The sequence below is a fragment of the Streptomyces sp. B3I8 genome (assembly GCF_030816915.1).
In the GTDB taxonomy this organism is placed as follows: domain Bacteria; phylum Actinomycetota; class Actinomycetes; order Streptomycetales; family Streptomycetaceae; genus Streptomyces.
Genome location: NZ_JAUSYN010000002.1, coordinates 5,955,233 through 5,968,348, shown reverse-complemented (window position 1 = coordinate 5,968,348; position 13,116 = coordinate 5,955,233). Strand labels below are relative to the sequence as shown.

Annotated in this window: 15 protein-coding genes and 1 pseudogene; 9 read left to right on the top strand and 7 right to left on the bottom strand. The window is 68.2% G+C overall.

Translation table 11 applies throughout. From position 1 onward, the window contains the following. Positions 1-145 precede the first annotated feature (145 nt). The 8 genes from QFZ64_RS28630 (at position 146) to QFZ64_RS28595 (ending at position 6,992) form a co-directional block, all read left to right on the top strand. Complete coding sequence (locus QFZ64_RS28630) at positions 146-874, top strand: WhiB family transcriptional regulator (RefSeq protein ID WP_261994383.1); 729 nt, start codon at positions 146-148, stop codon at positions 872-874. Then, on the top strand, positions 784-2,457 hold the full coding sequence (locus QFZ64_RS28625; protein ID WP_307070389.1) for a hypothetical protein: 1,674 nt from the start codon (positions 784-786) through the stop codon (positions 2,455-2,457). The genes QFZ64_RS28630 and QFZ64_RS28625 overlap by 91 nt, the downstream gene beginning before the upstream one ends. After that, positions 2,454-2,645, top strand: a complete 192-nt coding sequence (locus tag QFZ64_RS28620) for a hypothetical protein (protein WP_055493674.1) — start codon at positions 2,454-2,456, stop codon at positions 2,643-2,645. Before QFZ64_RS28625 ends, QFZ64_RS28620 begins: the two co-directional genes overlap by 4 nt. Before the next feature lie 74 nt (positions 2,646-2,719). Then, positions 2,720-2,956 (top strand): hypothetical protein, encoded by a 237-nt coding sequence (locus QFZ64_RS28615; RefSeq protein ID WP_148007419.1) that lies wholly within the window; start codon positions 2,720-2,722, stop codon positions 2,954-2,956. Next, entirely contained in the window at positions 2,953-3,579 is a 627-nt protein-coding gene (locus QFZ64_RS28610) for a hypothetical protein (RefSeq protein ID WP_261994382.1), read from the top strand. The genes QFZ64_RS28615 and QFZ64_RS28610 overlap by 4 nt, the downstream gene beginning before the upstream one ends. Further along, a complete protein-coding gene (locus tag QFZ64_RS28605) occupies positions 3,576-5,339 on the top strand; it encodes a relaxase/mobilization nuclease domain-containing protein (RefSeq protein ID WP_307070388.1) in 1,764 nt (587 codons plus the stop codon). Before QFZ64_RS28610 ends, QFZ64_RS28605 begins: the two co-directional genes overlap by 4 nt. A 434-nt stretch (positions 5,340-5,773) precedes the next feature. After that, positions 5,774-6,217 (top strand): hypothetical protein, encoded by a 444-nt coding sequence (locus QFZ64_RS28600; RefSeq protein WP_307070387.1) that lies wholly within the window; start codon positions 5,774-5,776, stop codon positions 6,215-6,217. A 79-nt stretch (positions 6,218-6,296) separates the two neighbouring features. Further along, positions 6,297-6,992 (top strand): hypothetical protein, encoded by a 696-nt coding sequence (locus QFZ64_RS28595; RefSeq protein WP_307070386.1) that lies wholly within the window; start codon positions 6,297-6,299, stop codon positions 6,990-6,992. Positions 6,993-7,207: 215 nt separating this feature from the next. Here QFZ64_RS28595 and QFZ64_RS28590 read toward each other — a convergent pair whose 3' ends face one another. The 6 genes and pseudogenes from QFZ64_RS28590 to QFZ64_RS28565 all read right to left on the bottom strand — a co-directional run bounded on the left by QFZ64_RS28590 (position 7,208) and on the right by QFZ64_RS28565 (position 10,698). Next, positions 7,208-8,029: a DUF317 domain-containing protein gene (locus QFZ64_RS28590; RefSeq protein WP_307070385.1), complete on the bottom strand. Its 822-nt coding sequence runs from the start codon at positions 8,027-8,029 to the stop codon at positions 7,208-7,210. Between the two features lie 15 nt (positions 8,030-8,044). Continuing rightward, a complete protein-coding gene (locus QFZ64_RS28585; protein ID WP_148007415.1) occupies positions 8,045-8,335 on the bottom strand; it encodes a hypothetical protein in 291 nt (96 codons plus the stop codon). A 102-nt stretch (positions 8,336-8,437) separates the two neighbouring features. After that, the gene (locus QFZ64_RS28580) at positions 8,438-8,791 is read right to left on the bottom strand and encodes a DUF317 domain-containing protein (protein ID WP_067230065.1); all 354 of its coding nucleotides are present in this window, start codon (positions 8,789-8,791) and stop codon (positions 8,438-8,440) included. A 151-nt stretch (positions 8,792-8,942) separates the two neighbouring features. Then, positions 8,943-9,734: a Ku protein gene (locus QFZ64_RS28575; RefSeq protein WP_187285484.1), complete on the bottom strand. Its 792-nt coding sequence runs from the start codon at positions 9,732-9,734 to the stop codon at positions 8,943-8,945. 10 nt (positions 9,735-9,744) lie between these two features. Next, positions 9,745-10,179: pseudogene (locus QFZ64_RS28570) on the bottom strand (HIT family protein); the annotation flags it as partial. Between the two features lie 177 nt (positions 10,180-10,356). Beyond that, the gene (locus tag QFZ64_RS28565; RefSeq protein ID WP_307070384.1) at positions 10,357-10,698 is read right to left on the bottom strand and encodes a MazG nucleotide pyrophosphohydrolase domain-containing protein; all 342 of its coding nucleotides are present in this window, start codon (positions 10,696-10,698) and stop codon (positions 10,357-10,359) included. A 442-nt stretch (positions 10,699-11,140) separates the two neighbouring features. On the opposite strand from QFZ64_RS28565, the gene QFZ64_RS28560 reads away from it, so the two are divergent. Next, entirely contained in the window at positions 11,141-11,665 is a 525-nt protein-coding gene (locus tag QFZ64_RS28560) for a hypothetical protein (RefSeq protein ID WP_148007411.1), read from the top strand. A 9-nt stretch (positions 11,666-11,674) separates the two neighbouring features. Here QFZ64_RS28560 and QFZ64_RS28555 read toward each other — a convergent pair whose 3' ends face one another. Next, the gene (locus QFZ64_RS28555; RefSeq protein WP_307070383.1) at positions 11,675-12,925 is read right to left on the bottom strand and encodes an FAD-dependent oxidoreductase; all 1,251 of its coding nucleotides are present in this window, start codon (positions 12,923-12,925) and stop codon (positions 11,675-11,677) included. Positions 12,926-13,116 lie beyond the last annotated feature (191 nt).

Genomic DNA, 13,116 nt, shown 5'->3' with positions numbered 1-13,116 from the left:
GTGCATCCCGTCCGATGCACCGCCGCCCAACACCACCGTCCCGCCCCGGCTGCGGCGCAAGCCCTCGCGCCGCAGTCGGCACCCGACGCCGCATCCGCCCGGCACCGCCGCAGTCGGCGGACGTGGCAGCACATCGGAGACCCCCTTGCGCCACATCACTACCCACGACGCGCCGGCCACCGGCCTGCGCGGCATCGGAGACACCAGTTGGCACACCCGCGGAGCGTGCCACGGCATGGACGTCGAGGACGCCGACGCGGTGTTCTTCCCGCTCCCCCGTGACCACGAAGCCATCGCCGAGGCGAAGGAGCTGTGCGGCTGGTGCCCGGTACGCCGCGACTGCCTCGAATTCGCCTTGGAGAACGTCCTCAAGGAGGGCATCTGGGGCGGCTTCACCGAAGCCGAGCGGCGTCCCTTGCACGACGGACTGCCCCAGCGCCTCGACTACCGGCGCGTGATCGCCTTCTTCCAGGGACGGGACGTGCACCTGACCGAGGCCGAACGGCAGGTTGTCATCGACCACGCTTACGTGCGCGGCTGGCGGCCCGACCGGCTCGCTGCCGCCCTGCAGATCAGCCACAAGCACGCCCGCGATCTGCTCCGGCAGGCAGCCAACAAGGTGTTCGACCGCGACCGCGCGTACGGCGTGCCGCGCCCCAAGAAGAAGCGGAAGAAGACCACCCCGGCAACGGGCAGCCCCTCGCCCGACGCTCTCAGCACCCAGCAGCCGACAGCCCTCCCGGCAGCGTCGACCCCGGCGCACGCCCCTCTCGGAAAGGCCGCATGCCCCACCCCGCCTTGGCCCTCAGCGCCACTCCGGACCTCCCTCTCCTCCTCGCCGCCAGCGTGCCCGCCGCCCTCGTGCTCGTGCTGACCGGCTGGACGATCCGGCGCCGAGGCACTCGCCCGCAGAAACGTCTCGGCGGCCCGGCGGTCAAGGTCGCAGCTCTGGCCGCTCTCGGCTGCACCGCATACAGCGCCGACACCTCGTGGCGCTTCGCGGCCGACTACCTCGACATGGCCGGCACCGCCGAGCGGGCCGGGATGTTCTCCGCGGCCGAACTGGCGCTCTTCGCGACCGCGCTCATGGCACGGCAGAACCTGGCCATTGAGGGCGCCCCCGGTCTGCCGGGGACCCTGGTCTGGGTGATCACTGGAGTGCAGGTGATCCCCGCCTATTCCGAGAGCGGTCCTATCGGCGGCACGGTCCGGGCCTTCGTCGGGCCGGTCATGGCGGCGATGCTGTGGCACCTCGCCATGGGAATCGAACTGCGCGTGCGCGCTCCGGGCGCCGCCTCCCACGGACTGATCGCCGTCCTGGGGCGTGAGGCGCGCGAACGGCTCCTGTCCCGCCTCGGCATCGCAGCGCGAGACCGCGACGCTGCGCAGATCACCCGGGACCGGGCCACCGCCCGCGCGGTCGCCCTCGCTGCCCGCCTCGCCGAGCGCACGCCCGAGCAGCAGAGGAACTGGCGCAGCCGGCGGCTGACCCGGCGCCTGTCGAAGGCGGTCGGCAGGGCCTCGGTCGGCACCGACCCCCTCCAGCGCGCGCAGCTGCTCGACCAGCTCGCCGCACGTCGGCACGCACTCGCGCTCGCCACGGTGCCGCTGCCCTCTCCCTGGTCCCCAGAGTGCGGCACCGCAACGGCTGCCAAGGTCTCCTCGCAGAAGACCTCGGAGGCGCCGGTCCCCGTAGTCGGTCCCCACGGCCCCGGCGAGTTGGACACGGACTGGGGACCGGGCGACCCGAGGGGACCGGTCCCCGAAATCGCGGACTCCAAGGCGTCGGCAGGCGCGGGGACCGAAGGCGACGAAGCGGGGACCGAGGCCCCCGAAGCGAGGGCGGTCCCGGGGACCGGTCCCGCAAATCCGGAAGCCGCAGAGGGGGACGCCGGGGGCGCGGGGACCGCCCGCACCACGCGAGAAGTCCCTGCTCAGGGCCTCGATTCGCATCGGGGACCGAGCGTCGCCGGCATGGGGATCGAGACCACCGGGGACCGGGGGCCAACCGACACCGACACGGGGACCGAGACCACCGGGGACCGGGAACCAACCAACACCGACACGGGGACCGAGACCACCGGGGACCGGGAACCAACCAACACCGACACGGGGACCGAGACCACCGGGGACCGGGGACACAAGGCCCCCCTTCGCCGGAAGACGACCACGAAGCCCCGGACGAAGAACAAGGGGAAGCGCGCCCGGCCCCGCACCCCGCAGACACAGCGCCCGCCACGCGAGCCGGAGCAGTCGGTGGACCAGCTCGTCCAAGAGGTCCGTCCCCACGTCCCCGCCCTGCTCGAACGGGACGGCAACGAGTTCGTCACCCGGGTCCAGCTGCGGGAAATCCTCCGCCGCGAGGGCCTGAAGGGCGGCCGGAACGACCGACTGAGCCTCGTCCTCCAGCAACTGCGGAGCGACGACACCACGGCGACAAGGAGCTCCGCCCGATGAAGACCTGCCACCAGTTCGACACCGTCCGCGCAGAGTACGAGCGGGAGATCGGCTTCATGCTCGCCCACTCCAAGCGGCACGAGGGCAGGCCGGCAGCGAAGTCCAGCGCGAAGCAGGCTGCCTCGACGAAGCAGCGGATGGCCCGCGCGCTCAACAGCCACGTCGGCCGCTGCCCAGAGTGTGGCTGAACCAGCAAAACCCCTAATCGCAACCGGTGGCCCGGCTCTGTCCCGGGCCACCGTCCCGTTTCAGGAGACACGCCGTGATTCCGCATCCCCCTCGCTCATCCGAGCCCACATCCGCCGAGGCCAGCGCCTGGGCGGACGTTCTTGTCCGCCGGCGACTCCTGCGCGCCGCCGTCCGCATGCCGAACGGCCAGTCGCTCGTCCAGGACCACCCCGACGGACCCGTCCGCCCCCTTCTGGCACCGGCCGACGTCCTCGCGCTGGCCGCGACCATCCAACACCACACCCGCTCCACGAGGCCCGAAACGCGATGACGAACCCCGCCCAGAACGGCACCACCCCGGAACCCGCTCCCGACTCCAACTCGGTCTCGGGGCGAGCAAGTTGGGGCGGAAGCGTAGCTTCCGCCGAACCCGCCCCCAAGGGGGCGGGAGAGGACCTGCACCGGGGGGCGCAGGTCCTTCAGGCTTCGACCGGGGGCGGATCGAAGCCGGGGCAGGAGGAGAAGCAGACTGAGCCGCGCGCCCGCCGACAGCGCACCCCTCGTGCCCGCCAGCGTCCGCGCCAGTCACCCGAGAAGAAGCGCCTGCACCAGCCCAACACACGTTTCAACGATGATGAGTTCGCCCTGATCAAGTCCGCCGCCGCCCAGTGCAATCTGTCCGTCGCCGGATTCCTCGCCCGCTCCGCACTCGCCGCCGCCCGCGACCTCGACCGCACCAGTGCCGAGATCGCCGACGAACGCGAAGTGATCACAGCCCTGTTCGACAGCAGGCGTCGGCTCGGCTGGGCCGGCAGCAACCTCAACCAGGCAGTCAAGGCGCTCAACTCCGGTGCAGACGTCCCTCAGCTCGAAGCGGCCGTCGCCGCCGTACGGCGGGCCGCCGACACCGCGCACGAAGCCGCCACACGGCTGATCGAGCACCACGGCTCATGATCCCCAGCGTCAACCCGTCCGGGTCGGACACCAGAGGTCTCCTCTACTACCTCTACGAGACCGGCAAGTACGAGGACCACACCGACCCTCACCTCGTCGCTTCCTTCGACGGCATGTCGCCCGATCCCGGCCGCGACCCGAACGCCACCCTCAAGGACCTCCAGCAGCTCCTGGACCAGCCCGTGATGGCCCTCGCCAAACACGCACGCCCGGCCAAGCACGTATGGCACACCTCCGTACGCGCCGACCCCGGCGACCGGATCCTGTCCGACGAGGAGTGGGCCGACATCGCCCGCCGCATCGTCGCCGCCACCGGCATCGACCCCGGCGACGGACAGCCCGGCTGCCGCTGGGCCGCCGTACGCCACGCCGACGACCACATCCACATCGTCGCCACCCTCGTCACCGAGGACGGCCACCGCCCCGACGACTTCCGCTCCGGCGCTCGCGCGCAGGCCGAAGCCCGGCTCATCGAGAAGGAACTCGGTCTCCACCAGGTCGCGCCGGGCGACGGCACAGCCGCACAGCGGCCCACGAGCGCCGAGCGCCATAAGGCCGAACGGCAGGGTCGCGAGCGCACCGCCCGCGAGGAACTGCGCGAAACCGTACGACGCGCGGTGGCCGGGGCGAGGAGCGACGAGGAGTTCTTCGACCGGCTCGCCGCCGCCGGCCTCCTGATCCGCAAGCGTGCTGCGCCCTCCGGCGACCTGCTCGGATACAAGGTCGCACTGCCCGACGACCTGAACAAGGACGGCGAGCCAGTGTTCTATCCCGGCGCGCGCCTGGCCCCCGACCTGTCGCTGCCCCGCATCCGCGAGCGCTGGGCCGGTGAGGCCCAGGACGTTCCGGCTGCCCGGCGGGAGGATGCGATCCGTACGGGGCCGGGCAGTCCGGCCGCCGCGCGCCGCGGGACGGCTTCGGCCGTGTGGCAGGCCGTGCTCGTCGTCGAGCAGGGCGAGGACGCGGTCGCCGCCGCCCACATCGCAGCGGCCGGCGAGGTCCTGGATGCCCTCGCGAAGACGTCCGCTGCCCACACCCGCCGCGAACTGCGCGACGCGGCAACGGCTTTCGAACGGGCCTCGCGGTCTCACGTCCGCGCCATACGCGGGCACGACCGAGCCCTGCGGCAGGCCGCCCGCAACCTCGTCCAAGGCGGCCCGGCCCTCGGACGCGGCGAGGACGGAGCCACCACGGCCATGGTCATCGACATGCTGTTCTTCCTCATCACCGCCGCCGCGCACTGGCACGCAAGGAAGGGCCACGCCCAGCAGGCCGAGGCCGCCACCCGGGCCGCCGAGCACCTGCGCACCGCCTACCAGACCGCCGCCGCACAGCCTCTCGGCGTGCTCTACCAGCGTGGCCGGCGTCTGAGCCGGCCGATGCTCCAGCGGCAGACCGTGCTGCTGCGCGAGGCGCTGCCGGAGCTGGCCGAGCAGATCCTCGCCGAACCCGGCTGGTACGCCCTGGCGGCGACCCTCGCGGAAACCGAAGCCGCCGGCCACGACCCGGCCGCCCTACTGTCCGACGTCGCCGGACGCCGCGAACTCGGCACCGCGGACTCCATCAGCGACGTGCTCGTGTGGCGGATGCGGCGGACCGCCGACCTGCCCGCCGACGCCTCCCACCTGCCCGCCGACGCCTCCCACCTGCCCGAGACCAGCACCGCAAGGAGCCGGTCCGCAGCGCGTGAGACGCCCACCAGGCCCTCCGCGCCCGGCAGGCGGCGCAGCGGAGAGGAGACGTCGCGTAAACCCCGGTGAGCCCGTCAGGCGCTGGCACGGGCCTCAGCGCATCACCGCGAGAAGGGACAGCGCCACCGCTCCGACCGCAATCCACAACATGGTCGTACGCCACATCGGACCTCGGTGCCGGCCAGGTCCGATGCCGAGGCCGTCTGCATCCGTGCACGCGCAGGACGGACGGGCATGGCGCAGGTGGGGCGAGTCGAGCCAGTAGGCGTCGTGAAGTTGAGCGGTTGAGGCAGACAACGACGTGTGATCGGGCACACCGTGGCAGCACCGCCGCGCGGTATAGCACCGTGGCCAACTCGCCCTCTGGGCAACCGAGAAATCCGAGTACCCCTGCCGACCTGGCCGGAGGCGACTGTGGACTTTGTGAATTGAAACCGCCGGGGGCGCGGGGCACGATCATGAAACGCGCAGGACGAGGTGACGAGGTAGAGGAGGACGCCAGAGTGTTTCACCGGATACGCCGCCGCGCCAAGGAGCCGAGCGAAGCTCAGAGGCAGTTCGCCAAGCTGCATGCGCAGCTGCAGGGCCAGGTCCCGTCCGGCTTCGGAGTGCCGGCGCCTGAGCCGGAACCCACCGAACCGGCCGCCGTCGTGGACGACTTCCTTCCGCCGGAACTGCGCGTGCCGAGCCACGACCAGGTCGAGGGCAAGATGATGCCGTGGAAGCAGCCCCTCGTCCTCGACGGCGAGATGGCCGGCTGCACCGAGTGCGGCGCATACCGGGACTGGCTCATCCTCTCCACCCGTGGCGAGATCTGGCTGCGCTGCCGGGCAGGCCACCAGCAGCAGGAGACCCGCATCGACACCGCCTGGTACAACCGGCACTCCGGACCGGCGGACGCGACGCACGCCACGTTCGAGGACTGCCTGCGCCACCTCGGGCACTGACCACCACTCCTACGACCCCACCGGGCCCGCAGGCCCGCACTGACCACCCGTCGCCTAGCACCAAGGGGTCAGTTCCGTCATGCGCGTTCGCGTCGCCACCACCGCCCTCGGCATCACCGCCGCCCTCCTCGCCCTGCCCGCCTGCTCCACCGACACCACCGGGGGAACGCACCAGACCTCCTCCGCCGCCCGGACGGGAAAGCCGGCCGACGCCGTCCAGAAGCCAGCCGCGCTCTCCTCGGCCGCGCTCGAGTCCCGCCTGCTCGACCAGAGCGACCTCGGCAGCGGCTACCTGCCCAAGCCGGAGCGTCCGGCCCAGCACGACGACGTCACCGTCATCGGCTGCCCAGCCCTGAGCGAGCTGGGCGGCGACGCGGCGACTGGCGGCACGCTCGCCTTCCCGCACAAGGCGAAGGCGGACTTCACCTACGGCGGCAGCTCCTCGGAGATCTCCGAGGAGCTGTACAGCGACAGCGCGAGGAAGCTCTCCGACGGAATCGACCGGATCTTCGACGCCATGACCGGCTGCCCGACCTATCAGATCGTCGCGGGCGGCACCCCAGTTGACGTGACCTCGCAGAAGCTGCCCTCACCCCACGCCAGCGGTGACGAGCAGTGGAGCCAGCTCCTGACGTTCACCGCCGGGGGACGGAGCACCGTGGTCAAGCAGACCGCGATCCGCGACGGCAGCCTGCTGCTGATCGTCTCCGGCTCCCCGGCCCTCGTCGACCGCCACCTCGATAAGGCCCTCGCCAAGGCCACGTCAACGGGCTGACCTGCATGCACGTCACGCTGCTGCCTCCGACCACCGCGGGTCGGGGGCAGCAGTGCGTTACTGGATGGCTCGTTGAGCGGCGCGAGCGACTTGGCCTGGTACCCAGGCTCGGACCTGGCCGGGCTGTACGTAGAGCACGTTCGGGAAACAAGAAAGTCCGGCACCCCAACTGGGAGGGTGCCGGACTGCGATCGTCGAGAGTTGCGCGCTGGACGCTAGATGGCCGGCGCGCGCAGGAGGCGCTCCTGGGTGGCCACGGGCAGCACCCGCCGCAGGACCGGTGCGGTCGAGCTGAGAGAAGCGGCGAAGGCGGCGACGAGATCGTGCGGGACGCTGGCGGCGAACGATGCCGCCCACAGACACGGTGCGCCGAGCGCGGGCTCGGCCCACGCCTGCCATCCAGCCGGCCCCGTCTCGTCGTCCTCGGCGGACAGGGCACGCGGGTCGGCGTCCTGGATGAGGGGCGGGACCTCGCCGAGGCTGATGTGTGAGGTGAACGTCGGGTCCGTCGCTGCCGCCTGGGGCTGGTCGATGTCGCGGAACCATCCGTGGGCGGCGACAGCGTCAAGGACCAGCTCGGATCCGGCGAGCGGCACGGCAGGCTGGTCGCTTGCGTCGAGCGCGACGAGGAAGTCGACCACCGCCTCGCCAGGGACGTCGCGGGTGAAGTAGGCCGACCACTGGGCGAGCGGGCTGCTCGCCTCGGCTCGGGCGGAGATCTGCCAGGCGATCGGCAGCTCGCCCAGGTGGAACGGCTCGTCCGCCAGGCCCCACTGGGCCCATCGCAGGGCGTCTGGGCTGATGTGCAGGACGGTGCTGCGCAGGACCTGGCGGTCCTCCGGGGCCTCGTCCGGCTCATGACGTCCGCGGACGATCGTCAGGCTCGTCCAGCCCAGGCCGGCGAGCGTGTCGGCGACGACGTCGTAGAGGCGCCCATCGTCACCAGCCAGGTGCCGAGGACCGACCCAGAACGCGGGCTGGCCGCCGCGCGGCGTGGACGAGTCGGGCGGGAAGTCGGGGTACAGGGGCGCCTCCAAGGGCTCGGTGCGTATCTAGTTGCCGCCGGCGCGGCGGCGGGGGCGGCGCGGGGGTGCCTGAATTGGGCCCTGCCACGTCAGCTCGATGGCGACCTCGGGTGGCAGATGGCCGAGCTGTGCGTCCTCGTCACGCCCTTCAGCGAGGTAGACGACGGTCCGGCCGGTCTCGTCGACCGACTGCAGGACCTGCGCCAAGCGGTGGGCCATCGGGAAGAACGGGTTCATGGCCTGGCGGACCGGAGCATGCGGGTCGCAGCCGGACAGCAGGTCGATGAGATCGCCGACGGTCATCTCCGGGGACGTCACGAAGAGCCTCCTGGGGTGCGGGAAACGGGGCGGTGGAGCGGGCCGCCGTTCGGACGGCCAGCTCGCTCACAGGGCGGGCATTATCTGTCGGTGTCCGCGCTGTCAGAGGCGGCGTGAGGTCTCCAGCACGCGCGCTACGGCGGCGGCGACGATGTCGGCCGGCGTCTCGGTATCGAACGACAGGTGGTAGCCGCGGACCTTGGCGGTGCCGGTGACGGCTATCTTCCATCCCTCGCCGTCCGTGCCGGGGCGGCCGAGCGGGAACCAGCCGAGGTAGAACCTGCCGTCCTTGCTGCTGACATGCACGTCCGCGCGGTCATCGACGATCAGGTGGAAGTCCTCGGCGGAGAACTGGTCCATGACCAGGGTCGGCTGACCGGGGCCGAGCTGCCACTCCCGCAGTCGCAGGGCTTCGACGGTGGTGGAGAAACCGGGGCCGACAGGGGCTACGGTCACGGGCAATCACCTCTCTGACCTGGGATTTCTTGCAAGGTCGTCTACGTTGACATGCCCTCGAACCCGTTGGCCAGTCTTTCCGCGATCTTTCCTGTCTGCCCCCGGCGAACTGCCCATGGTCACCGAACCCACGTCGTGGCTCCGGCGCCCGTCAGGACGATGACCGAGGCCGGGCGGACTGGTGTCCGTGCGCTCTCTCAGCCGCTCGGACGCTCTCCTCCAGCGCTGTCATCAGATCCATCGCAGCGGTGGGTGCCGCTGGCTCGACGAGCTGAGCGCCGGTGATCTTCGCATCTACGAGCTGCTCAAGGGCATGAGCGTACTCGTCGCGCACCTCACCGACGTCGATACCGATAAGCTCCCGAATCAGCACCTCGGCCAGCCCCAGCTCCCGGTCGCTGACCGGCGCGGATGGCGCCAGGTCTCCCGGGTCACGCAACTCGTCCTGCCACAGCAGCGTCTGCAAAATGAGCACTCCGTGGCGGGGGCGAAGCAGCGCCAGACGCTCCCGGCTGCGCAAGGCGACCTTGCACACAGCAACGTAGCCGGTGCGGGCGAGGGCCTCGACAAGGAGGGCATACGGCCAGCCGGCACCGGGTCCGGGCCCCACGTAGTACGGCCGTTCGTAACTGATGGGGTCGATGTCCTCGAAGGGCACGAAGCCGAGCACGTCAATGGAGCGCTTGGTGGGCAAAGGCAGGCGGGCCAAGTCCTCCTCCGTAAGCGGCACCATGCGCCCATCGGCCAGTTCGAATCCCCTGCCGACCTGGTCGTAGGGGATTTCCCTGTTCTCGGCCCTGCAGAAGCGACGGTGTTCGACGCGGCTGCCGTCGGCGATATGGATCTCGCGAAGGCGCACGGGATGCTCCTCGGTCGCCGCGTACAGCTTGATCGGCATGGTGACCAGCGCGAACTGGATCATCCCGGACCACGTGGCCTTCATACCTCCAGAGTCATCCGGCGGCAGGGGGCACGCATCCCGGTCCGGGCTCATCCCGCTCCAGCCTCTGGTCACAGGGACGGTCTCGGCCGGCCGTGATGGACGTACGCAGACGCTTCGCCATGTCCGCGCTCTGCTCAGGGGTCGGGGCCAGTACGCCGTTCTCGGTCATGAGGGCGTGAAATTGTTGACGCTCGTACGGGACGCCGGGCGGCAGCCCAGCGATGTGCCAGTGCACGTGTGCGTTGCCCTGCTGGCTTCCCAGCGACAGCAGGTAGGTCCGTTCTGGGCGGAAGACTTCCTCCACGGCGAGCGCGACTCTGTGGACGACGAGCATGAGGCTGCTGAACGCGGCTTCGTCCAGGTCCCGGGCAATGTGCTCGATGTGTGCCTTCGGGGCGACGAGGGCTTTGCCGGGGACGGTGGGCCACCGGTCCAGGAATGCGACATGCGCATCGTGTTCCTAGATCGTCTCGTGCTGGTAGTCAGGGTGTCCGTCCAGGTACGCACAGATGAAGCAGGGGCCGGTCCGGGCCCTGGCGGCGTAGGCATCGAGATCCACGGACTCCCGCTCCGTCAGTTCACCAGTCCTTGATCGCGCGCCGGCGGTCGAAGGGCCTCGCGGTCACGCAGAGCTCTCATCGCCGGGGAGCCGGGCGCTGATCGCCGTCTCCAGTTCCGCCATCGTGCGGCGAAAGGCAGTCTCCAGATCGACGCCATATCGGTGGGCCAAGATGAGCACCGACCACAGGCAGTCCGCGAGTTCATGTTCCAGTGCCGCTCGCCCGCCCGGCATGTCCCGCGCTCCCTCTTCGGCCATGACCAGTTTGGCCAGATCGCCGACGTCACCCGCGAAGCCGAGCATGAACTCTTCCCGTGTCCACCCCCGGCCCCGTTCATCCAGGTTCAGCCGGTCGTACAGGTCATGCACTCGCATCGCCTGCTGCAGCAGCTCGTCAAGGCCCATCCGCGCCTCCCGCCGATCCGCGTCGAAACGCCCATGCTCCCAGTGTGACTGAGTGCCTCATCTGGCCACCCTCGGCATCGGAGTTGGCCACAGATAGGGACCGCCGTAGGCATACCAACTATCCCACTCGGTTCCAGCCTGTGATGTAGGGCGGAAAGAGAAGACGGCCGCCCGTATGCACGCCTGCGCAACTTCATGATCACCGTCTGATCATCAACCGAGCAGGGCAGCAAGTGCATCAGAGATCATTACGGGACGGCCGCAGGCCACGTTTGGTAGCGCTGGAAGGTGAGTGTGGGCGGTATTACGCAGCGCACGCCTTGTCCGGAGTCTTAGCGTCCACGTAATTTAGCCACGAAATGTCACCACGTGGCCGCTCGAACACAATGAGTCACAACGCATGCGGGGTGAGTGTTCACTCCGTACCGTGAGAAGGAGTTGCATGTCGCCACAGCGCAGAGCAGAGGAGACCGAAGTGTCCAGATTGGGATACGAAAAGCCTACCGCTCCGAAGGAATTTGTTGTGGCAGTAGATGAAGCCCTTCGTGAGATAGTGGCATCAAAGGCGCACAGCGGGGTCCTCAGCCGATTCCTTGCGGCTTACAACCAGAGAAAATCCTATCCGTGGCTTCCGGAGAGCGGATTGAATCCAGAGGCAGGCATGGAGAATGGCCTAGTCTGCGCTTTTCGTTACGCGCTCGCTACATACATCCCCGGACGAATTCAGCATGGCGATCCCCCCACTGACTTCTCCCCGGTTTCTGAGGAGGCTCGGAAACGAATCGAAGAGGCTGCCGCGCTAGTGGTGGAGGATTCAGTGAGTATCCTGCAGTTCTCCAGGGGCCTTTCTACAGAGGGCTCCGGCCCCCACGTTATTGGGCTCGACGAAATCAAGCGACACATCTCATCGGCACTTGAAGATTACTACCTGCTTCGGGAAACGGCCACATCCCCGGACCCCTGGTGACTTACATGTCTACTCAGCCACCCCCCTCCCCAGCTGGAACCTCACCCCTCCACCAGTGACCTCAACCCGGTGATCCGCTTGGTCGTAATAGCGTTGTCGCGCCACGCGCAGAGGTTCACCACCAGACCCCGCAACGGTTTTCTTTCCGAACTGCTTGCACAGGTCATCTGCGAAGCGGCTGGCCGCAATCGGGGAAGAGGTAAATTTCCCCGGATAAAAGACTCCGAGTCGCCAATCTTCGTAATATTGAGCCAGTGGCCCGCGCGATGAACCATTGAGCTTTTCCTTGAGTTTTTGGCAAGTGTAGAAATGGGCTTCCACCCGCCTCGACGACGCTTGGACAACTTCCCTAATTCCCGGCAGGTGGGCCTCTAGCGAAGCGGCAAAAGCTTCCGGTGTCTTCGGGGGCAAGAAATCGTTTCCTGCACGATCTATCGGATAGTCCGTGCGGGACAGGCAGACGCTAACTCCCGCAACATCCTCGATGGGCTTGAAGGGTACGAGGTTAAGTCCGCCAGGTTCCAACGGCATCATGATCGCATACCTGCATATTTGATGACCCTGGAGCACCAAAACCGGCGTTTTAGTTATCTCGACTGCCAGGGGAATTTCAGGGGTAATCCTCTCAAGCAGTTCAGGGATGTAGGCCCCGCAAGCGAGGACAAGAATCCTGCATCCTATGGCACTACGATTGCCAACATTAACGATCCACTCATGGTTTTTGGGCGAAGCAGTGATACTGTCTAGACTGGCAATCTCCATAGGCTCGACCCTGCACGATGCGACCTCATCCGCGACAGTCTGGAGCAGGTGACGTGTATCGAATGGCCGGTCATACACCTGGGCCATATAATCCAGCGGGGTCCCGTGAAGGATGGGATTCTCGTCCTGAATTTTCCGGATTTCCTTCTCTCCTATTGCGTTAATCGGGATCCCCTCTCTTCGACAGCGCTCCAATGTTCCCGTGAGACCTTGTTGACTTCTAAAAAGGAAGTAGCTCTCTACCTCCCGCAAGATAGCGTCAGGGTAGGTCTCAGTGATGTAGTCAAAGCCTTCGCGGCACCCTCTAGCCGCAGCTGCGTCGTCCACCGCCGCATAAAATGATCCACTCTGCAGCCATCCCTGGTTTCGAGTAGATGCATGTGCAGCCGCTGGGTCTTTTTCAATTACAATGCAGTCGCAGCCCCGTACCGCCAATTCCCTTGCCAGGAATAGCCCAGCACATCCACCGCCGACTATGCCCACGTCGTGATATGCCATCAGGACTCCAGCCTCACAGGAAGGTGGGAACGCTCGCGCAGTAGCCACCCAGTTCCAGTGCACCGCTTCGCCCACGACCGTGCAACTGGGCAAGGCGAGGGTTGCTTCACCCCGTGTCTGTAACCACAGTGGCGCCGGTCCTATCGGTGCATTGCGTGGAACGCTTGCCAATTAGGGCCTAGGAGAGGCCG